The 20,696-nt window shown below is 70.1% G+C and carries 19 protein-coding genes and 2 pseudogenes; 12 read left to right on the forward strand and 9 right to left on the reverse strand.

Annotated elements, in window-relative coordinates:
- Positions 1 to 43 precede the first annotated feature (43 nt).
- Positions 44 to 532 carry a hypothetical protein gene (locus C0R66_RS10460; protein WP_101524644.1) on the reverse strand — a complete coding sequence of 163 codons (489 nt, stop codon included), beginning with the start codon at positions 530 to 532 and terminating at the stop codon, positions 44 to 46.
- Positions 493 to 801 (reverse strand): hypothetical protein, encoded by a 309-nt coding sequence (locus C0R66_RS10465; protein WP_101524645.1) that lies wholly within the window; start codon positions 799 to 801, stop codon positions 493 to 495. The genes C0R66_RS10460 and C0R66_RS10465 overlap by 40 nt, the downstream gene beginning before the upstream one ends.
- A 230-nt stretch (positions 802 to 1,031) precedes the next feature.
- Between C0R66_RS10465 and C0R66_RS10470 the strand changes: the two genes are divergently transcribed.
- Genes C0R66_RS10470 through C0R66_RS10495 form a run of 6 tightly spaced genes read left to right on the forward strand, consistent with a single transcriptional unit; the run spans position 1,032 to position 7,246 of the window.
- Entirely contained in the window at positions 1,032 to 1,874 is an 843-nt protein-coding gene (locus C0R66_RS10470) for an ABC transporter ATP-binding protein (protein WP_101524646.1), read from the forward strand.
- A 1-nt stretch (position 1,875) separates the two neighbouring features.
- The gene (locus tag C0R66_RS10475) at positions 1,876 to 2,775 is read left to right on the forward strand and encodes a branched-chain amino acid ABC transporter permease (protein WP_158647992.1); all 900 of its coding nucleotides are present in this window, start codon (positions 1,876 to 1,878) and stop codon (positions 2,773 to 2,775) included.
- On the forward strand, positions 2,768 to 3,916 hold the full coding sequence (locus tag C0R66_RS10480) for a branched-chain amino acid ABC transporter permease (RefSeq protein ID WP_101524648.1): 1,149 nt from the start codon (positions 2,768 to 2,770) through the stop codon (positions 3,914 to 3,916). Before C0R66_RS10475 ends, C0R66_RS10480 begins: the two co-directional genes overlap by 8 nt.
- Before the next feature lie 60 nt (positions 3,917 to 3,976).
- Positions 3,977 to 5,200 (forward strand): ABC transporter substrate-binding protein, encoded by a 1,224-nt coding sequence (locus C0R66_RS10485; protein WP_101524649.1) that lies wholly within the window; start codon positions 3,977 to 3,979, stop codon positions 5,198 to 5,200.
- A 36-nt stretch (positions 5,201 to 5,236) separates the two neighbouring features.
- A complete protein-coding gene (locus C0R66_RS10490) occupies positions 5,237 to 5,968 on the forward strand; it encodes an ABC transporter ATP-binding protein (RefSeq protein WP_101524650.1) in 732 nt (243 codons plus the stop codon).
- 48 nt (positions 5,969 to 6,016) lie between these two features.
- A complete protein-coding gene (locus C0R66_RS10495) occupies positions 6,017 to 7,246 on the forward strand; it encodes an ABC transporter substrate-binding protein (RefSeq protein WP_101524651.1) in 1,230 nt (409 codons plus the stop codon).
- 102 nt (positions 7,247 to 7,348) lie between these two features.
- On the opposite strand, the gene C0R66_RS10500 is transcribed toward C0R66_RS10495, so the two are convergent.
- The 5 genes from C0R66_RS10500 to C0R66_RS10520 form a co-directional block, all read right to left on the reverse strand.
- Positions 7,349 to 7,951: a VanZ family protein gene (locus C0R66_RS10500; RefSeq protein WP_101524652.1), complete on the reverse strand. Its 603-nt coding sequence runs from the start codon at positions 7,949 to 7,951 to the stop codon at positions 7,349 to 7,351.
- A 118-nt stretch (positions 7,952 to 8,069) separates the two neighbouring features.
- Positions 8,070 to 9,371 carry a TRAP transporter substrate-binding protein DctP gene (dctP, locus tag C0R66_RS10505; protein WP_101524653.1) on the reverse strand — a complete coding sequence of 434 codons (1,302 nt, stop codon included), beginning with the start codon at positions 9,369 to 9,371 and terminating at the stop codon, positions 8,070 to 8,072.
- Between the two features lie 123 nt (positions 9,372 to 9,494).
- Positions 9,495 to 10,985: a TRAP transporter large permease gene (locus tag C0R66_RS10510; protein WP_101524654.1), complete on the reverse strand. Its 1,491-nt coding sequence runs from the start codon at positions 10,983 to 10,985 to the stop codon at positions 9,495 to 9,497.
- A 1-nt stretch (position 10,986) separates the two neighbouring features.
- Entirely contained in the window at positions 10,987 to 11,544 is a 558-nt protein-coding gene (locus C0R66_RS10515) for a TRAP transporter small permease (RefSeq protein ID WP_101524655.1), read from the reverse strand.
- Entirely contained in the window at positions 11,541 to 13,328 is a 1,788-nt protein-coding gene (locus tag C0R66_RS10520; protein ID WP_101524656.1) for an AMP-dependent synthetase/ligase, read from the reverse strand. Before C0R66_RS10520 ends, C0R66_RS10515 begins: the two co-directional genes overlap by 4 nt.
- Positions 13,329 to 13,547: 219 nt before the next feature.
- Here C0R66_RS10520 and C0R66_RS10525 point away from each other — a divergent pair, with 219 nt between their 5' ends.
- Together C0R66_RS10525 and C0R66_RS10530 are read left to right on the forward strand one after the other, a co-directional pair.
- Complete coding sequence (locus C0R66_RS10525; protein WP_101524657.1) at positions 13,548 to 14,579, forward strand: LLM class F420-dependent oxidoreductase; 1,032 nt, start codon at positions 13,548 to 13,550, stop codon at positions 14,577 to 14,579.
- A complete protein-coding gene (locus C0R66_RS10530) occupies positions 14,576 to 15,343 on the forward strand; it encodes an enoyl-CoA hydratase/isomerase family protein (RefSeq protein ID WP_101524658.1) in 768 nt (255 codons plus the stop codon). The genes C0R66_RS10525 and C0R66_RS10530 overlap by 4 nt, the downstream gene beginning before the upstream one ends.
- Here the strand turns inward: C0R66_RS10530 and C0R66_RS10535 are convergent.
- Together C0R66_RS10535 and C0R66_RS10540 are read right to left on the reverse strand one after the other, a co-directional pair.
- Positions 15,330 to 16,022 carry a nitroreductase gene (locus C0R66_RS10535; protein WP_101524659.1) on the reverse strand — a complete coding sequence of 231 codons (693 nt, stop codon included), beginning with the start codon at positions 16,020 to 16,022 and terminating at the stop codon, positions 15,330 to 15,332. The genes C0R66_RS10530 and C0R66_RS10535 overlap by 14 nt on opposite strands.
- Complete coding sequence (locus C0R66_RS10540) at positions 16,022 to 17,935, reverse strand: AMP-binding protein (protein ID WP_101524660.1); 1,914 nt, start codon at positions 17,933 to 17,935, stop codon at positions 16,022 to 16,024. The genes C0R66_RS10535 and C0R66_RS10540 overlap by 1 nt, the downstream gene beginning before the upstream one ends.
- 147 nt (positions 17,936 to 18,082) lie before the next feature.
- Here C0R66_RS10540 and C0R66_RS19975 point away from each other — a divergent pair.
- The 4 genes and pseudogenes from C0R66_RS19975 to C0R66_RS20145 form a co-directional block, all read left to right on the forward strand.
- Positions 18,083 to 18,406, forward strand: a pseudogene (locus C0R66_RS19975) (LLM class flavin-dependent oxidoreductase); the annotation flags it as partial.
- A gap of 62 nt (positions 18,407 to 18,468) precedes the next feature.
- On the forward strand, positions 18,469 to 19,101 hold the full coding sequence (locus tag C0R66_RS19980) for an LLM class flavin-dependent oxidoreductase (protein WP_277869184.1): 633 nt from the start codon (positions 18,469 to 18,471) through the stop codon (positions 19,099 to 19,101).
- Positions 19,098 to 20,212, forward strand: a pseudogene (locus C0R66_RS20140) (class I adenylate-forming enzyme family protein); the annotation flags it as partial. The gene C0R66_RS19980 and the pseudogene C0R66_RS20140, both read left to right, overlap by 4 nt.
- A 165-nt stretch (positions 20,213 to 20,377) precedes the next feature.
- Positions 20,378 to 20,695, forward strand: a complete 318-nt coding sequence (locus C0R66_RS20145; RefSeq protein WP_338418231.1) for an AMP-binding enzyme — start codon at positions 20,378 to 20,380, stop codon at positions 20,693 to 20,695.
- The last annotated feature ends 1 nt before the right edge of the window (position 20,696 follow it).

Genomic DNA, 20,696 nt, shown 5'->3' on the forward strand with positions numbered 1-20,696 from the left:
GAGGGTCCTTCGCGGGGGGGAGGTCGGAGCCGGAGCCGCCGGCTCAGGCGGAGCGCTTGTCGTGCCCGGCTCGCTCCAGCACGTGGTAGCCGGCAACCCAGCCGGGGGCGAACGGAGAGGAGCGGACCGAGTCCTGCACGTCGGCACGGGCGAAGAACTCCTCGCCCCACTCCTGGTGGTCGAAGTAGATCTCCAGGTAGGAGACCCGCGAGGAGTCGCTGGCCGAGCGGGAGGTGATCCGCTGACCGGGTTCGCGCCCCTCGTCGTACTGGCTCTCGGCCAGCACCCGGTTGACCACCATCAGTCGGGCACCGTAGGCGTCCTCGAGGAGCTCGCGCAGTCGGTCCTGGACGACCTCGGCAGCCTCGTGGGCGGCCGCCTGGCCCAGACCGTCGGGCCGGTCCAGCACGATCACGTACTTCTCGCTGGTCAGCTGGCCGGAGCGCCGGTCCAGCCAGACGGACTCCTCGACGGCGAAGCCGCGGAGATGACTCAGGAAGCTCTCGTGGTCCTGGCTGAGGAAGCCCAGCATGGGGGCGGGAAGCCGGCGTGCCCTCCGGGTCGCGAGCGCATCGTGGCGAAGCGCCACTGGTCGGGCGCCTGGTGGAAGCCCCCCAGGAGGTCCCACTGACCCAGCATCAGGTTGGTGTGGTAGCTCACGATGTCGTCCATACGGCGGATCTCGCGGACCGCCCAGGGGCTGTGCACCCGGAGGTAGTGCCGCTCGCACTGCTCGAGCGGAACCAGCGAACTCGGCTGGAACGCAAGGATCCGCTTGTTCCACGGCTCGACGGTGGGCATGGCTCCCCCTGATGACACCTGATCGGGTCCCGGCTCGGGGACGTGCGTCCCACCGGATTGCTGCTCAGTGAATCCACCAAACGGATGGTTGTCAACGATCGACAGAAATTCGGTAACTAACCAACCGTATGGTGGATTAGGTGTTGCGTGCCTCACATCACGTGTGCATATGATGCCCATCATTCGCCCCGTTTGGGGACCTATCGACACGTGGCATGAGGGGTTGGCCCATGACCGTCCGTCCCGCCGAGCCGGCAACGCCGGGCACTCGAGCACAGGACCGACCCGGGGACGTCGTGCTCGACGTCGACGGCGTCACGCTGCGCTACGGCGCCGTGACCGCACTGGAGGACGTCAGCTTCACCGTGCGCGCGGGCGAAGTGGTGGCCCTGGTCGGCCCCAACGGCGCCGGTAAGACCTCGATGTTCAACTGCGTCAGCGCCTTCTCCCGGCCCACCGAGGGCTCGCTTCGCTACCGCGACATGGACCTGACCACGGCCAAGAGGCACACCATCGCCGCGGCCGGGGTCGGCCGGATGTTCCAGAACCTGTCGCTGTTCCCCGGTGCCACGGTGATGGAGAACGCCCTGGTCGGCCGGCACCCGCTGATGCGCTCCTCGATCGCCGGCAACCTGCTGCTGTGGCGGCGCTCGCGCCGCGAGGACCTCGAGCACCGCCAGGCCGTCGCCGAGGTGCTGCAGCTGCTCGACCTCTTCGAGCTGCGCAACACCGCTGTCGGCGACCTGCCCTACGGCACCCGCAAGCGGGTCGAGCTCGCCCGGGCGCTGGCCTCGGACCCGACCCTGCTGCTGATGGACGAGCCGGTGGCCGGCATGAACCCCACCGAGACCGCAGAGCTGACCCAGATCCTCGCCCGCATCCGTGCCGAGCGGGACCTGTCGATCCTGGTGGTCGAGCACGACATGGCCATGGTGATGGAGGTGGCGGACTGGATCACGGTCCTCGACTTCGGGCACGTCATCGCCGAGGGCCGCCCCGCAGACATCCAGAAGGACGCACGCGTGCGTGCCGCCTACCTCGGCAACTCAGCCCCAGCGACAACGGAGACATGACGTGCAAGAGCTGGTACAACTCATCGTCAGCGGGGCCTCGCTCGGCTGCGTCTACGCCTTGGTCGCCCTCGGGTTCGTCCTGATCTACAAGTCCACCGGGCACATCAACTTCGCCCAGGGCGACGTGATGGCCATGGGCGCCTTCCTCGTCTACTGGTTCGGGCCGGGACGCTTCGGACTGAACTTCGGCGTCGCCGCGCTGCTGGCCATCATCGGCACCGCCGCCTTCATGGTGCTGATCGAGCGCACCGTCGTACGGCGGCTCAGCCACTTCTCGCACGAGGCGGTCATGATGGGCACCCTCGGGCTGGGCATCCTGATCCGGGCGGTGCTCGCCGCCTCCTTCGGCACCGACAAGCTCGGAATCGGTGACCCGTGGGGCTCCGACAGCGTCACGGTCGCCGGGGTCGCGCTCACCACCTCCAGCATCTTCGCCATCGCCGTCACCGGGATGATCGTGGGTGCCATGGCGATCTGGTTCCGTCGCAGCCGGACCGGGATCTCGATCACCGCGATGTCCCAGGACCCGGTGGCTGCCGCGGCCCTCGGCGTCAACACCCGCCGGATGACGATCGCGGTCTGGGCCACGGCCGGGGTGCTCGCCGTGCTGGCCGGCATCTTCCTCGCCGGCTACCCCCGGGCCATCGATCCGCACATGGGGCTCATCGCCCTCGCGGCCTTCCCCGGCGCGGTCCTCGGCGGCTTCGACTCCATCAACGGCGCGGTCGTGGGCGGCGTGTTCATCGGCATCATCCAGACGCTGGTCGCCGGCTACGAGGCGCCGTTCGCCGGGGTCATCGGCCAGAACTTCCACGTCATCGTGCCGTGGCTGGTCCTGGTGCTGGTCCTGCTCGTCCGCCCCCAGGGGCTCTTCGGAACGAAAAGAGTGATCCGTGCCTGAGACGACCTCCGAGCTGCCGGCACGCGCCGGCACCACCACGACTCCGGTCAAGGCGCTGGCACCCTCCGAGCTCCGGGCCCAGGTCAACCTGCTGGGCACCCCGATGGCGCGGGTCGCCGCCGTGCTGACCCTCGTCCTCGCCGTCGGGCTGCTGGCCTCCGGCGACGCCAAGATGCTCTCGGTCGTCAACTTCGGCCTGATCGCCGCGGTCGCCGCCATCGGTCTCAACCTGGCCATGGGCACCACGGGCATCCTCTCCCTCGGGCACGCCGTCTTCGTCGGGTTCGGGGCGTTCACCGCCGCGGTGGCCGCGGACCACGGACTCCCCTACCCGGTGGCCGCGGTCCTGGCCATGCTGGTCGCCGCGATCGCCAGCCTGTCCATCGGGCCGCTGGCCCTGCGACTATCGGGCCTCTACCTGGCTGTGGGCACGATCGGGATCGCCTACGTCGGTGAGCACCTGTTCGTGAACCTCCGCTCCCTCACCGGTGGTGGCGCCGGACGCATGGTGGAGTCTCCGATGCTGTTCGGCACCAAGCTCTCGGAGTCGGCCGGCCTGGCCGGACGCCTGGTCACTGGCGACATGAAGTGGTTCGTCCTGCTCAGCCTCATCACCCTGGTGGTGGGGGCCTGTGTGGCGACCCTGGGCCGGCTCCGTTGGGGACGCGCCTTCCGGGCGGTCCGCGACAACGAGAACTCGGCGGCTGCTGCCGGGATCGCGGTCAACCGGGTCCGGGTCACCGCCTTCGCGCTCTCGGCGGCGCTCGGCGGCCTCTCGGGCGCCCTGCTGGCGGGCTACCTGCGCTACCTCAACCCGGAGACCTTCGGGCTGGAGCAGTCGATCCAGTACATCGCCATGATCATCGTCGGTGGCCTGGGCTCGGTGAGCGGCGCCGTCATCGGGGGCCTGCTGATCATCGCGCTGCCCACGATCCTCAACGAGGTGAGCTCCGCGCTGGGCCTGGTGGAACAGGCCAGCGGCACCTCGAGCAGCTTCAACACCGGCACCCTGGCGCTCATCGCCTACGGCCTCATCATCGTCGCGGTCATGTGCCTGGCTCCCAACGGCATCGCCGGGGGCCTTTCCCAGCTCGGGCGTCATCTCGGTGGAGGGCGCGCAAAACACGACAAGCAGCACTAGCCCCACCCCGGCAACACCAGCCGGACATCCATCCAGAACACCGTGAAGGGATCCACCCACATGCGAGACACACGCAAGCGAATCGCCGCCAGCCTGCTGGCGGTCGGCCTGCTCGGCACAGCCGGCTGCACCGCCGCTCCCGACGAGGGCAGCGACGCGGACGGCGGGCTCAAGACCGGCAACGGCGTCACCGACGACACCATCAGGATCCTGTCGCTGACCGACCTGTCCGGACCCGGCGCCGCCGGTGGCAAGCCGGTCCAGACCGGCCTCGACGCCTACGTCGAGCAGCTCAACGAGGACGGCGGCATCGACGGGCGCAAGATCGAGCTGGAGACGGCCGACACCCAGTACGACCCCCAGAAGGCCGTGCAGTTCTACCAGGGCGCCCGCGACGACGTCGCCGCCGTCGTCTCCTACGGCACCCCCACGACGGACGCGATCCGGTCCTTCAGCCTGGACGACGACCTGCTCGCCCTGGCCTTCAAGGGGCCCTTCCCCGAGGAGAACAGCGTCGCCCAGGGCACGGCGTTCGAGGTGGACACCGCCAACCTGCTGACCTACGTCTACGAGGAGGACCCGGACGCCAAGGTCGGCGTCCTCTACCAGGCGGACGCCGTCGGGGACGGCGTCAAGCGTGGGGTCGAGGCCGTGCTCGCCGAGACGGGCAACAAGACCGTCGCCGAGGCGAGCGTCGATGCCTCCAGCCAGGACCTCACCGCGCAGATCACCGCGATGCGCAAGGCCGGGGCCGACCACGTCCTCATGGGTCTGAGCCCGGGCACCACCATCGCCGCGGTCGGCGCCGTCTCGGCGCTCGACTACGACGCCACCCTGCTGTCGCCCGGAGTGGCGTACAGCAAGGCGCTCCTGGCCCTCCCGGTCGGTCCGACCATGGAGAAGCAGATGCTGATCACCTGCTCCTACCCCCAGTGGGACCAGGAGTCGGAGGGCAACAAGGCGTTCAAGGCCGCCCTCGGCGACACCGAGCCGAACGCGACCATCGTGCTGGGCTGGATCGCCGGACGGATGCTGCACGAGTTCCTCGAGACCGCGGTCGAGGACGGCGACCTGACGCCTGCCGGCATCATCAAGGCCGCCCAGCACAGCACCGTCCAGACGGACGGCCTGACGCCCGACATGACGTTCGGCAAGGAGATCAACGAGCGCACCCCCTTCCGGGAGTCCCAGGTCTGCTCCGTCAGCGATGACGGCGACGACGGCGTGACCGTGGTCAAGGACTGGTTCGAGAGCTCGGCCGCCACCAACGTCGAGCTGCAGTGACCCGGTTGCCCACCAGCGAAGATCAGGAGCTGAGACGTGCTTGAGGTCAACGACCTGTCCGTGACCTACCCGGGAGGGGCAGTCGCCCTTCACGGGGTCACGCTCGCGGCCGAGACCGGCAAGGTCACCACGGTGCTCGGCGCCAACGGCGCCGGCAAGACCACGCTCCTCCGGGCGCTCGGCGGGCTGCTTCCGCAGTACCGCGCGGAGCGCTCGGGGACCATCCTGTTCGGCGGGGAGCGCGTGGAGACCCGCGCCCCCTGGGACCTGGTCCGCCTCGGGGTGGCCCAGGTCCTGGAGGGGCGCCACATCTTCACCGACCTCACCGTGCACGACAACCTCGTGGTGGGCGGCCAGGGACTGGACAAGCAGGAGCTCGCCGCGGCGGTCGAGAAGGTGTACGCGGACTTCCCGGTGCTGGCCGACAAGTCCGACATGAGCGCGGGCTACCTGTCCGGCGGGGAGCAGCAGATGCTCGCCATCAGCCGCGCCACCCTCCGGCTGCCCAAGATGCTCATCCTCGACGAGCCGAGCCTCGGGCTCTCCCCGCTGATGATGGAGCGGATCGCCGAGGTCGTGGCCGGGATCGCGGCCCAGGGAGTCACGGTGCTGCTCGTGGAGCAGAACGCCTCCCTGGCGCTGTCGATCAGCGACCAGGCGGTCGTCCTGGCGTCGGGCCGCGTCGTCCTGAGCTGTCCGGCGAGCGAGCTCCTCGACGAGGAGCGGCTCTCCGCGGCCTACCTCGGCGGCCAGCAGCCGGTGGCCTGAGGACGCTTCACCGACCCAGCACCACCCGTCAACGAGCAGGAGCCCACCATGAGCAGAGCCCGTCCGACCCGCGCCGCCGTCCTCCTCGCCGTCGGGCTGTTCGCAGCCACGGCCTGCACGGCTGCCCCGGAGGGTGACGGGAGCTCCTCCGAAGGTGGTGTGAAGACGGGCAACGGGGTCACCGAGGACACGATCACGCTGCTCTCGCTCAACGACCTCTCCGGTCCCGCCGCCGCCGGTGGCAAGCCGATCCAGGCAGGGTTCGACGCCTACCTGGAGCAGGTCAACGCCGACGGCGGGATCGGTGGGCGACAGGTGGTCGTGAAGACCGTGGACACCCAGTACGACCCGCAGAAGGCCGTGCAGCTCTACCAGGGCAACCGCGACGAGATCGCTGCGCTGCTGAGCTACGGGACGCCGACCACGGACGCGATCCGGGCGTTCACCAGCGACGACCAGGTGCTGGCCCTGGGGCTCAAGGGCCCCTTCCCGGAGAAGAACAGCTTCTCGATGGCTACCGCGGTCGAGGTGGACACCGCCAACCTCCTGACCCACGTGCTCGAGGAGGATCCCGACGCCCGCATCGGCGCCATCCTGCAGGCCGACGCGATGGGCGAGGCGGTGAAGCGGGGCGTCGACGCCGTCAGCGACACCGTCGGCCTGGAACTGGTGGCCGAGACCTCCGCGGACTCCACCAGCCAGGAGCTCACGGCGCAGGTCACCGCCATGCGCAAGGCCGGAGCAGACCACATCCTGCTGGGCATGGGGCCCGGCGGCCTCCTGGCCACCGCCGGGGCCGTGTCGTCCCTGAAGTACGACGCGCAGATCCTCTCCCCCGGGGTCGCGTACACCAAGTCGCTCATGGAGCTTCCGATCGCCGCCACCTTGGAGAAGCAGCTGTTGTCCACCTGCTCCTACCCCTTGTGGGACCAGGAGAGCGAGGGCAACACCGAGTTCAAGGAAACACTCGACCCGTCGCTGCCCCCGCACGGGTCCTACGTCAACGGATGGCTGGCCGCCAAGGTGCTCCTGACCTTCGTCGAGAACGCGATCGAGCAGGGTGACGCCACTCCGGCCGGCATCATCGAGGCAGCCCAGGGCTCCACGGTCGACACCCTGGGTCTCACCCCGAACATGACCTTCGGTGAGAGCATCGACGAGCGCACGGCGTACCGGCAGACCCAGCTGTGCACGGTCAGCAACGACGCCGACGACGGCTTCACCCTGTCCGAGGGCTGGTTCGACAGCGAGGCAGGCAACGCCGTCAAGCTGCAGTGACCACCTGAGCGACGATCCGCAGCGGCTCGGAAAGGGCCGCTGCGGATCCGCCGGTGCTGAGGCCACCGCCCCAACTGCGCATGTGCGCGACGGCAGGGCGCGCTACACCCTGCTTCGGGAAGCGCCCGCTCTCCCGCGGGCCTCGCCCTGGTTCACCGCACGCGTTGACGGCCAGCTCATCCGATCGGCCAGGCGCGCCAGGATGGGCGTTCGCGTGGCCATCATGAAGATGCCGTAGCCCACTGGCGCCCCCACCGCGTTGAAGAAGAAGTCGTTGATGTCGGCGACGTGACCACCGTCGAGGAAGTGGTCGCTGAAGAACTGGGCAGTCTCGATCAGCAGACTGAGCAGCACCCCGAGACCCGCCACCCGCCACAGCGAGCGGGTTCCGGCGATCAGGGGCAGCAGGACGCCCAACGGGATGAAGACCACGACATTCTGGATCGCGTCGCTGAGCTCGTAGTCGTCGAACAGCGTCATGCTGATCGATGACGACCACGGTGGTGTGCCGCCTGGCTTGTCCAGGAAGATGGGAAAGATCGTGTTGGCCACCACGCCGGCGCCGTAGATGCAGACGCAGACGGCCACCACGACTCGGAGCGGGGACAGCGCGCCGCGCCGCTGCAGGCGCCAGAGCAGGACGCCGAGCGCCACTGCGGTGACAGGTGCCACCACCGGCAGCGCAGGAACCTCGCCGAACAACATCGTGCACACTCCCCTTCACCAGCGCCGGGCGGACTACCGCCGATTGTGCGGGTCCTGAGACGGCTCAGCCCCGCCCCGCGAGCGTGTCGCGGGACGGGGCTGAGGTTGAGAGCGGAGGTCAGGCGGGGCGGCGCTCCCCCATCGCCTCGTCGAAGAGCCTGGCGAGGAACTCGTCGAACACGTCGAGGTCCTTGTCGTTCTCCTCGTACCAGGTCACGAACTCCTCCGGCGTCATGTCCGGGTCGAAGCCCAGGTCGGTGGTGACCACGTCGCGCCACTGCTTCATGTTCTCCACGGAGCCGTCGACGAACGCCGCGGGGTCGTCCACGCCGGCGAGCTCCTTGCGGCTCTCCTCGAGCAGACCCTCGTTGGCGGTCTCCAGGGCGCTCACCACGTCGTCGTCGAAGAGGCCGAGCTCACCGTCGTACTTCTTGGTGGACTCCACCGTCTCGGTGATCGCGTTGAGGGTGGCCCCGATCTGCTCCTTGACGAACACGTCGAGGCGGTCGTGCAGCAGCTGCTGCGCGGCGAGCGGCAGGTCGCCCCACACGTCCTTGTTGATGACCATGGAGCCCACGCCGCCGGCGAACCCGGCCGACGGAGCGATCCTGGCGTTCGGCGCGATCTCGAAGATGCCGGTCAGCGCGGCGGTCAGCGGGTTGGCGACGGTGCAGTCCACCACGCCGCGCTGCAGCGCCTCGAACATCTCGGAGAGGTCGACGCTGGTGCCCTCCATGCCCAGGGCCTTGAACTGTGCCGCGTGCAGGCGGGCCCCCATCCGGCTGGTCACGCCCTTGAAGTCCGCCAGCGAGGAGCGCGGCTCCGCGCAGAAGAGAGCGTCCGGGCCCAGGGAGTAGACCGGCAGCAGGGGGTGCAGGCCGATGGCCTCGTACTCGTCGAGGATCTCCTCCGACGCGTTCGAGGTCTCCAGCGACCAGCCCAGCAGCTGCAGCACTCCGACCAGCGGCGTCTGGTCGGCGGAGATGCTGAGGTCGATCAGCGCGTTGGTCGCCGGCAGCTCGTCGGGCTGGTACGCCGGGATGGTGTAGGACATGTCGAGGCGGCCGTCTGCCACCGCGTCGCTGACCTCCACCGGCGGGGCGACGGAGTAGGCGTAGTTGGTCTCGAACTCGATCTTCCCGCCGGACCAGTCGCTCACCGCCTCCTGGTAGGCCTCGAAGTAGGCGCTGGTCACCGTCCCCTGGGCGCCGGCGGTCTGGGTGATGATGGTGATCGGGTCGATCTCCTCGAAGGCCGCCTGGTACTCCTCCTTGGAGGCGCCCGCGGCGACGCTCTCGCCTTCGGCGCCCTTGCTGTCGCTGTCACCGCCGCAGGCTGAGAGGGTGAGGGTGGCCGCGAGTGCGAGCACCCCGAGGGACTTGCGGTTCCACTTCGTGGAGCGGGTCAAGCTTCTGGACATGTGGCTTCCTGTTCTGGAGGTCGAGCGCACCCGGGAGGGGTACGCCGTGGCGGTGGATGGATCAGCTGTCGGGTCGACCCGAGTCGAGACGTTCCTGAGGGCGCACGTGCCGGAGCCGGTTCATCACCCCCCGGTGTGGTCCGGGATGTAGGTGGCGATCTCCGGGAAGACGATGAGGATCACGACGATGAAGATCGAGGCGGGCATCATCCAGGCGATGGCGACGAAGACGTCGCGCAGCGAGATGTCGGTCCCCCGGTTGACCGAGGGGTCCTTGGTGATGTTGTGGATGATGTAGGCCAGGATCCCGACCGGTGGGGTGAGGACGGCGAGCTCGCCCATGAAGACCACGAAGACGCCGAACCACAGCAGCGAGATGTCCAGGATCTCCAGGGTCGGGATCAGGATCGGCACCGTCAGCAGCATCATCGCCAGGGGGTCCAGGAACATCCCCATGATCAGATAGATGAGGGTCATCAGGAGCAGGAACTGCCAGGACGGCAGCTCCATCTCGATGATCCACTCACCGATCCCCCGGGTGACCCCGGACAGGGTGAGCATCCGCGAGAACATCGTGGCGCCGATGATGAGGAAGAAGATCGCGCCGGTGGACGCCACCGTGTTGACCGAGGCCTGTCCGATGGCGGCGAACGGCTTGTCGTTGCGCTTGTAGAACAGGGTGAGCAGCATCGCCACCAGCGCCGCCACCGCGCCCGCCTCGGTGACGGTGAGCGTGCCGCTGTAGATGCCCCCGATGATGATGCCGATGAGCACGGGGATCGACCAGGCGCCCCCGAGGCTGCGCCAGCGGTCGGCCCAGGTCGTGCGAGGCTTCGCTGCCACGTCCCCGGTGACGTTGGTCAGGCGCGGGAAGACCATGCTCATGCCGGCGATGACGCTGGCGAAGACCAGGGCGACCAGGACGCCCGGGCCGACGCCGGCCATCAGCTGGGGACCGACCGGGACCTCGGCGATCCCGGCGTAGATGACCAGCATGATGCTCGGCGGGATCAGCTGCCCCGGCAGCCCGGAGACCGCCACGGCGAGGATCGCGAGCCGCTTGTCGTAGCCGGCCTTGATCATCTCCGGGACCCCGACCCGGGCCAGGGCGTACGTCGTGGCGATGGACGAGCCGCTGACCGCGGCGAGCCCGGCCCCGGCGAAGTTGGTGCCGATGGCGAGCCCGCCCGGCAGCCAGCCCAACCAGTCGCGCCCGGTGTCGTAGACCCGCGTGGTGATGCCCGACTGCCACAGCAGCAGCCCCATGAGGACGAACATCGGGATGACGCTCAGGGTCCACGTGGCGGTGGAGTTGTAGGGGAGGTCGGTGAGCCCGCTCTTCATCGCCGGGAAGCCGCGCAGCGCCAGGGTGCCCAGGAGCCCGGGGACCATCAGCGCCACCGCGACCGGGGCCTTGACGAAGATCAGGCCGAGCATCATCACGATGGCCAGGAGCCCGACGATCTCGCGCTCGACGTCGGCGAACATGCCCACGACGGGGACCACGACGCTGACCAGGAGTGCGGCCAGGACGAGCCAGCCGCGCCGCCCGCTGGCTCCGGACGGAGCCTCCGAGGCCGGCTCGGCGCCGACCGGGGTGATCAGATCGGTCATCTCAGGACTCCTCGGGAGTGGTGCCGCTGGACGAGGGCTTGGACAGCCCCGCGCGCACGGACCGGAACAGGTCGACGGTGAGCCACACCGAGAACAGGGCGAACCCGACCGGCGCGGCGAAGGTGGCGGGCCAGATGGTGATGCCGCTGACGCCGGCGGTACGTCCCAGGTCCATGCTGTCCAGCGCCATCTCGGCGGTGTAGTAGGTCAGCGCCACGGCCAGGGCCAGGGTGAGCAGGTCAGTCCCGGCCTGGACGAAGGGCTGCGCCCGCGCGGGGATGTGGTCGAAGAGCAGGCGTGCCTCGATGTGCTCCTTGTTGCGTTGGGCGGTGACGATCCCGACGAACGCGACGATCGGCAGGTACCAGAACTGCGTGTACTCCAGCGTCCCGTGCACGGGACTGCTGCGGAACGTGCGGGACAGCGCGTTGACGGTGACGTGCAGCATCATCGCGATCGTGACGAACGCGGCGGCGCCGGCCAGGATCCGGCTGAACCAGTCCCCGGTGGGCGGCGGGTCCTCCAGGGCGTTGATCTCTGCCTCTGCGTTGACGCTCATGCGTACAACCTCTCGATGGTCTCGGAGTACTTGCGCGCGATCTCCCCGCGGCGCATCTTGGACGTGGGAGTGAGCTCGGCCGAGCCGGGCACCCACTCCACGGGGAGCACGTGGAACCTCTTGACCTGCTCGGGACGGTTGAGCCGGGCGTTGCCCGCGTCCACGCCCTCCTGCACCGCCTGCAGGAGCTCGGGAGCCTGGCTGAGGTCGGCCAAGCCCTCGAACCGGAGGCCTCGCTGCCGCGCCCAGGTGAGGGCGTGCTCGGAGTCCAGGACCACCAGGGCCACGTTGTAGGGCCGGGCGTCGCCCAGGCACATGACCTGGTTGATCAGCGGAGAGGCGCTGATGATGGCGGACTCGACGGTGACCGGTGAGATGTTCTTGCCGCTCGAGCTGATCAGGATCTCCTTCTTGCGGCCGATCACCTTGAGGTAGCCGTCCGCGTCGACCTCCCCCAGGTCGCCGGTGTGCAGCCAGCCGTCGCCGTCGATCGCCTGGGCGGTCTCGGCGGGTCGGTTGTGGTAGCCCACCATCAGCGTCGGGCCACGTAGCAGGATCTCGCCGTCGTCCGCGATGGCCAGCTCCATGTGCGGACCGGCGCGTCCCACGGTGCCGATGCGGATCGTGTCGGCCGTGGCGGCCGTGCCGCCGGCGCCGCTCTCGGTCAGGCCGTAGACCTCGCCCATGGGGATCCCGACGGCGTGGAAGAACTCCATCAGCGGACCCGGATTGGGCGCCGTGGCGACGATGGCGATCCTCAGGTCGTCCAGGCCCACCTCCTGGCGCCAGGGCTTGAACACCAGGGTCCGTGCCTCCCGGGAGGCCGCCAGCACGTCGTCGGGCACGATCCTGCCGGCCTGCTCCAGGCGCACCTGCTCCCGGCTGGCGTCCAGCCCTGCCCTGACCCGGGCCTGCTCTGCCTCGTCCAGCCCGAGCAGCCAGGTCTCGAAGGTCGCTCGGAGCTTCTCGAAGACGCGAGGCGGCCCGTAGAAGTAGCCGGGCCGGATGGCCGGAACGAGGTCCGCGACCTTGCGGGGGTCCGCGACGGTGACGGCTTCGAACCCTTGCACCACGGTCATGCAGTAGCCGCCGGTCCGCTCACCGATGTGGGCGGTGGGCAGCCACGACACGATGATGGTGCCCGCGGGCACCCGGACGCTGCGCAGCGTCGAGTCGGCGGCGTGCATCAGGTTGCGGTGCGAGATCAGCGCCCCCTTGGGCGTGCCCGTCGTGCCGCTGGTGTAGATCATCGTCAGCAGGTCGTCCGGCTCCGGCTTCGGTACGGCGTCGAGGTCGACGTCCGCGCCCGCGGCGTGCACCGCGGCCGGATCGAGCCAACCCTCACCGGGCTCCGCGTCCAGCAGCACGCGCACGGCCGGCAGGGCCACCCCCGACAGCGTGGCCACCAGACCGTGCTCGGCCACCACGGCCCGGGCGTCGGAGTCCTTGAGCGAGTAGGCGTTCTGCTCGGGCGAGGAGGAGGCGTAGAGGGAGAACGGGACCGCGCCGATCCGGACCAGGGCCAGGTCCACGGCGAAGAACTCCGGGCGGTTGCTCAGCAGCAGCGCCACCTTGTCGCCGCGGCGCACCCCGAGACCGGCGAAGCCCGCCGCCCACCGGTCCACCGCGGCGGCCAGCTCGGACCAGGTGTAGCTCAGGCGGCCGTCGTGCGAGCGCACGGCCGTGGCGTCGGGACGGGTCGCCACCGTGCGCGCCAGAGCGGCGGTCAGGGTCGGGGCGAGCTCCAACGGGACGTAGTCCTCGTGGTCGTTCGGTACAGGCATGGGTCTCCTCGTGCTGGTGGCGCCCGGACGGGCGGCAGACCGGCGCCCGACCCGCAGATGACAGCCACCGCGAATCGAGGAACATGACGCACGTCACATGATCAACCAACCGTTTGGTTCCGTCAAGGCCTGTCCAGACCCGAGTTCTCGCCCCGCCCGAACCCTTGCCAACCCAACAACCGATTGGTAGTTTCGCCGCACCCGACCCCAAGGATGTGCATGAAGCTCTCGACCGCCCTCGACTACGCCGGCGACCCCCGCGCCGCCGCCGATTCCGTCCGCGCCTTGGAGCAGGCAGGCCTGGACACCGTCTGGGTCGCGGAGGCCTACGGGTTCGACGCCCCCAGCCTGATGGGCTACCTGGCGGCCCGCACCGAGACGGTGGAGATCGGCTCCGCGATCATGAACATCTACTCCCGCACCGCCACCGCGCTGGGCCAGACCGCTGCCGGGCTGGACAACGTGAGCGGGGGCCGCACGATCCTGGGGCTCGGCGCCTCGGGTCCCCAGGTCGTCGAGGGCTGGCACGGGATCGCCTACGAGAAGCCCGTCGCGCGGATGCGCGAAGTCGTCGACATCATCCGGCGGGTGCTGCGCCGGGAGGTGATCGAGAACGACGGCCTGATCAAGCTTCCCCTCCCCCAGGGCGAGGGCACGGGTCTGGCCAAGCCGCTCAAGCTGCTCAACCGGCCCGGCCGCCCCGCCGTGCCGATCTACGTCGCGGCACTGGGTCCACGCAGCGTCGAGGGCACCGCGGAGTACGCGGACGGGTGGATCCCGACCATGTTCGTCCCGGAGCGGGCCGGCACGGTCTGGGGAGAGTCGCTGGCAGCCGGGACCGCCCGGCGTACCGAGGGGTTGGCGCCGCTCGAGGTCGTCGCCGGCGGGCTGGTGGCGATCGGCGACGACGTCAAGGGCTGCCTGGACCTGGCCCGGCCGATGTTCGCGCTCTACATCGGCGGGATGGGCGCTCGGGACAAGAACTTCTACAACGACCTGGTCAGCCAGCTCGGCTGGGCCGAGGAGGCCCGGGAGATCCAGGACCTGTATCTCGCCGGGCACAAGAAGGAGGCCGAGGCCCGAGTGCCGCTGGACCTGCTCGAGGCGACCAACCTGGTCGGCCCGCGGGACTACGTGCTCGACCGCATCGCGGCCTACCGCGAGGCGGGGGTGACGAACCTGATGATCAAGCCCGCGGGCGACGACCCGGTGACGACCGTGCGCGAGATGCGGGACCTCGTCGACCGATGACGGCGCACCCCGAGGCGGCACCCCTGGTGCTGCTCTCCGTGGCCGGCGGCGTGGCGACGGTGACCCTGAACCGTCCCGCCAGGCTCAACGCCCTGCTGCCGCAGACGTTCGCCGAGCTCCGTGCCCATCTGGCCGCGCTGACCAGCCGGAGCGACGTGACCTGCCTGGTGCTCACCGGGTCCGGACGGTCGTTCTGCGCCGGGCTCGACCTCGACGCGATCGACCCGGACGCCGAACCGGCAGGTCACGAGGCGGCCGAGACCATCGACCTGCTCGAGTCCTTCCCGTTTCCCACGATCGCCAAGATCACCGGGCACTGCCTGACCGGCGGCCTGGAGCTGGCGCTGGCCTGCGACCTGCTGGTCTGCGCCGACGACGCCTCCTTCGGCGACACCCACGGACGCTGGGGCCTGGTGCCGGCGTGGGGGCTGTCCGTCCGGCTGCCGGAGCGGGTCGGGCGCTCCCGAGCGCGCGAGCTGAGCTTCACCGGCCGCATCGTGGCCGGCAGCGCGGCCGCTGCGATCGGCCTGGCTGACCGCAGCGTCCCGCCGGGCCAGCTCGACGACGCCGTCGCGGAGCTCGCCGGCGAGATCGCCAGCGGCTCCCGGGACAGCAACCGGATCTACAAGTCCCTGTACGCCGAGCGCGGCAGCGCCGAGCGCACCCGCGCACTGGCCTTCGAGCGCAGCCTGCCCTACGGCCTGCCCGCCGACATGCGCGCCCGACTGGCACCCCGCACCCGCGAGCCGCCTACCGGGTCCTGAAGTCGACCGCGACCTCGACCGGGGCCCTGGTGGTCCGGAACGCGTTGGCGGGGTGCGAGGGGTCCTCGTAGCCGAACGAGACCGCGCACACCGTCATCCGGTCCTCGGTCAGACCCAGGTGCTCCCGCACGCCGTCGGAGTACATCGCGATCGCGGCCTGCGCCACCGAGGCCAGACCGAGCGACCTGGCAGCCAGCATCAGGTTGCCCACGTAGCCGCCGCAGTCCACGGCGCCGTACACCCCCTGGTCGCGGTCGGTGGTGATGACCGCGACGTGCGGGGCGCCGAAGAACGAGAAGTTCCGCCCCGCCTGCTCGGCCCGGGCAGCCCTGTCCTCGCGGGCGATGCCGAGGCTCTCGTAGAGCGCGAAGCCGCTCTCCTTGCGCCGCTCGTCGTACACCCCGGCGTACTTGGCGGGGATCTCGAAGTCCGAGCGCGGAGGGTGGCTCGCGGTGTAGTCCGACAGCGCCGCAGCGAACCGGGAGGTGGCCTCCCCGGAGGTGACCGTGACCTGCCAGGGCTGGGTGTTGCACCACGAGGCGGTGCGCTGGGCCAGCTCGAACAGCCGGTTCAGGGTGTCCTGGGGCACCAGGTCGGGCAGGTAGCCACGGCAGCTGTAGCGCTCGTCGAGCAGCTGGGCGAGGGCCTGCTGGGTCTGGCTGCCGGTGAGCGTCGTCATCAGTTCTGTCCCTTGATCATCGGCACGACGACCGCGGTGTCGTACCAGGTGGAGATGGACCTCAGCAGCCCGTCCTGCACTTCGATGAAGTCGGCCGCCGGGAAGGTCAGCCGGGTGCCGTCCAGCTTGACCACGGTGGCGGTGATGTCGACAGCGACCAGGTCACCCTGGACCAAGATGCGGGTCGGTCGGTCCTCGTGGCCGCCCTCCCGGTACTGCAGCAGGATGGCCTGGTAAAGCTTGACCACCTGCTCCACGCCGGAGGCGGACATCAGGTCGCCGTGCCGGATCGTGACCTCGGGGTGGAGCACGGAGGCCAGGGTGGTCCAGTCGCGGGTGTTGACCGCGTCGAAGTACCTCGTCACCAGGGCCCGGTGCCCTCCGGCGGAGGGGGCATCGGCCTGCGTGGCGGCACCGGGAGCATCCGCCACCTCCCGGCGCAGCTCGCGGCGCAGGATCTTGCCGTTGGCGCTGCGCGGCAGGGAGCCGGCACGCACCAGGATCTGGCTCGGCACCTTGTAGCCGGCGAGCTGGTCCCGCAGCCGCGACTCGATCAGCTCCGGGGTCAGCGTCTCGTCGGCGGTCACCACGAAGGCGATCGGCGTCTCGCCCCACTTCTCGTGCGGCGCACCCACGACCGAGCACTCCAGGACACCGGGAACGTCCTCCAGGACGCGCTCGATCTCTGCGGGGAAGACGTTGATGCCGCCGGTGATGATCATGTCCTTGAGGCGGTCCACGATGTAGAGGAAGCCGTCCTCGTCCTGGGTGGCGATGTCACCGGTGGCCAGCCACCCGTCGTGCAGGGTGGCGGGGTCGGGGGCACCGTTGCGCCAGTAGCCGGCCATCACCGCGGGACCGCGGAGCCAGAGCTCGCCGGACTCCCCCACCGGGCACTCGACTCCCATCGGGTCCACGACCTTGGCCTCCATCCGCATCATCGGACGGCCGATGGACCCGGGCTTGCGGTCGATGTCCTCGGGACGCAGCGCGGTCGCGACGCCGGAGGACTCGGTGAGCCCGTAGCCCTGGGAGAGCAGGATGCCGTGGCTCCGGAGCCGCCCCATCAGCTCGGGGGTGACCATCGCCCCGCCGGCCGAGACCGTGGACAGGGTGTCCACTCGGGTCTTGTCGATGTCGGGGTGGTTGACGATGGCCTGCCACAGTGCGGGGACCGACATGAAGACCGTGATGCCGTCCTCCTCGAACCTGCGCAGGGCGCGACCGGGGTCGAAGGCGGCGTCGACCACGGTCATGCCGCCGGCCACCATGGTGGCCATCCAGGAGGCGAGCAGGCCGGCGGAGAAGGCCAGGGGGTAGGGCACGTAGGTCCGCGTGTCCCGGGACCAGGCGTCATTGACGACCCGGTCGTGGGCCATCGCGTAGATGCTCTCGTGGGTGATGACGACGCCCTTGGGACGCCCTGTGGTGCCGGAGGAGTAGAGGATCACCGCGACGTCGGAGAAGTCCCGGACCGTGCGGGCCCGGACCGCGTCCGCGGCCGGGGGCGCCTGGACCTCGTCCGGGACGATGGTCTCCACCGAGCACCGCGTGCGTACGGCGGCGGCCTGCTCGACGTGGTGAGCGTCGTGCAGGAGCAGCTGGGCACCCGCGTCCACCAGCTGCTCTGCCATCTCGCGGGGGTGCAGGCGGAAGTTGATCGGCACCAGGACCGCACCCGCAGCCAGGACGGCCAGTGCCGAGACGCAGAACTGCCGGGAGTTGAGCATGAGCAGGCCGACCCGGTCGCCCGGCTGCACCCCGCGAGCGGCCAGGACGGCGGCGCCGGCCTCGGCACCGCGGACCAGCAGCGTCCAGCTGAGGTCCCCGTCGTCGTCGCGCACCGCGACGGCCTCGGGGGTGAACCTCGACCAGTAGGCCGGAGCGTCGAAGATGTCCACAGGTCCACCCATCTGTCGGGATTACGCGTGGCGACATCCTACGCCTACCAAACGGATGGTTGCCAAGCCCTGTGACGCCGGACATAATCACCCTGTGCGCACGGGGCGTCCGGCACGAACCCGGGGGTCGTACGACGACGTGGAACGAGGAGCGTAACGATGGGGCATGACCTGAAGCTGGGCCTGGGGCTGGGCTACTGGGCGAAGCAGCCCGACGACGCCACCGAGGCGGTGCTCGCCGCGGAGGAGGTGGGGTTCGACTCGGTGTGGGCCGGCGAGGCCTACGGCTCGGACGCGCTGACCCCCCTGACCTGGTACGCCGCTCGCACCACGCGGATCAAGATCGGCACCTCGATCATCCAGCTCGACGCTCGCACCCCGGCGAACGCGGCCATGGCCGCCATGACGCTGGATGCCCTGAGCCAGGGCCGGCTGATGCTCGGGCTGGGGGTGTCCGGGCCGCAGATCGTGGAGGGCTGGTACGGCCGCCCGTTCCCCAAGCCGCTGGCGCGGACCCGGGAGTACGTCGAGATCATGCGCCGGATCTGGGACCGCGAGGAGCCGTTGACGCACGAGGGCGAGTTCTTCCCCCTCCCCCATCCCGGTGGCGCCGGGCTCGGCAAGCCGCTGCGCCTGATCACCGAGCCCTTCCGCCCCGGGTCCCGGTCTACCTCGGCGCCCAGGGCCCCAAGAACGTGGCCCTCGCCGTGGAGATCGGCGACGGCTGGCTCCCGGCCTTCGTGCACGTCGACAAGTTCCAGGAGATGTACGGCGACGCGCTGGTCGACCGGCGCCCCGACCTCGACATCGTGGCGAGCGTCAACACGTTCGTCGACGACGACCTGAAGGCCGCGTTCCGACGCGCCAAGGAGCCGCTGGCCTGGTACGTCGGCGGCATGGGCGCCAAGGGTGCGAACTTCCACTACGACGCGGTCACCCGAGCCGGGTTCGGCCAGGAGGCCGAACGGATCCAGGAGCTCTTCCTGGCCGGCCGCCGGGACGAGGCGGTCGACGCGGTCCCCGACGAGCTGGTCGACGGCACCTCGCTCATCGGCTCCCCCAAACGGATCAAGGAGCGCCTGGAACGCTGGCAGCGCTCGGAGGTCGACACCGTGGTGATGATGGGTCTGCGCGACACCGCGGACATCCGCGCCCTGGCGAAGGAGATCGACCTGTGAGCACCGCCACGGACTCGGCGACGCCGTCCAGCGCCGGCCCCCGCACCGCTTCCGACCTCCGGTTCCGGCCCGGGGTCGCCGCGTGGATCACCCGGCACGCCGACCGGACGCCGGACAAGCCGGCCATCATCACCTCGGACCGCACGCTCTCCTACGCCGACCTCGAGCGACGCACGTGGCAGGTCGCCGACGCGCTCCGCCAGCTGGGCGTCTCGCGGGGGACCGGGTGGCGGTGCTGCACGAGAACCACGCGGAGTTCATGCCCGCCACGCTGGGGATCCTGCGCCTCGGCGCCGTCTTCGTGCCCCTCAACCTGCGGCTGGCCGCCCCCGAGATGGCCGCGCTGGTCGCGGACAGCGAACCGGTCGCCGTGATCACCACCAGCGGCTACCGCGACCAGGCGGCCCTCTTCGCCCGGGCGAACCCGACCCTGTCGACGTTCTTCACCGATGGCCCGCCCGAGGACTTCCCGGGCCGGGTCGCGGCATGGCCCCAGCCGGACCAGGTGGTGACGCCCTTCGCCGTCGAGGAGTTCGACGACGACTCCGCCGCGGGGCTCTTCTACACCTCCGGGACCACGGGACTGCCCAAGGGCGCGATCATCACCCACGGCAACATCCGGTCGGTGGCGACCTCCCTGGCCGTCGACATCGGGTTCACCGGACAGGACCGACCCCTGGTCTCGCTGCCCATCAGCGTCTCCGGGGCGATGCTGGCCGGGGTGCTGCCCTTCCTGCACCTCGGCTGCACCCTGCGGCTGCTGGAGCAGGGCACCCCGGAGGCGATCGCCGCAGCGATCCGCGACCACCGCCCCACCTACATGGCCAGCGTCCCCACGGTCTTCAAGTCGCTGCTGGACCACCCGTCCTTCGCGGACCTGGACCTGACCTGCTTCAACCGGGTCCTCTCGGCCGCGGCGCCGATGCCGGTCTCGCTGATCGAGCGCTTCCAGGCCCGCGGGCTGTCGGTCTTCGTGCAGGGCTACGGCCTGACCGAGTCGTGCGGCTTCTCCACCTACCTGATGCCCGAGGACGCGGTGCGCAAGGCCGGCTCGATCGGCAAGTCCCTGCTCTACAGCGACGTCCGGGTCTTCCGCGACGAGGTCGTGGCCGCCCCCGGTGAGATCGGCGAGATCCGGGTCTCCGGACCCTCCGTCATGGCCGGCTACTGGCGGCGCCCCGACGAGCGCGCCGTGGTCGACGGCTGGCTGTGCACCGGGGACCTGGGGTACGCCGACGAGGAGGGCTACCTCTACGTCACCGGCCGCCTCAAGGACATGATCGTGACCGGCGGGTTCAACGTCTACCCGGCTGAGGTGGAGAACGTCATCTACCAGCTGCCCGAGGTCGCGGAGGCCGCGGTGATCGGCGTACCGGACGACCACTGGGGCGAGCGGGTCGTCGCGGTGGTGCGCCCGCACCTCGGCACCGACCTGGACGAGGCGGCCGTGCTCGCCGCGTGTGCCCAGAGCCTGGCGGACTACAAGCGGCCCAAGGAGGTCCTGCTGGTCCGCTCGTCGTTCCCGATCAACGCCACGGGCAAGGTGATGAAGGCGCAGCTCCGGGAGTCGCTGGTGGCGGGCACGCTGGCCTGAG

It is taken from the genome of Nocardioides houyundeii (assembly GCF_002865585.1).
GTDB classification, from domain to species: Bacteria; Actinomycetota; Actinomycetes; order Propionibacteriales; family Nocardioidaceae; genus Nocardioides; species Nocardioides houyundeii.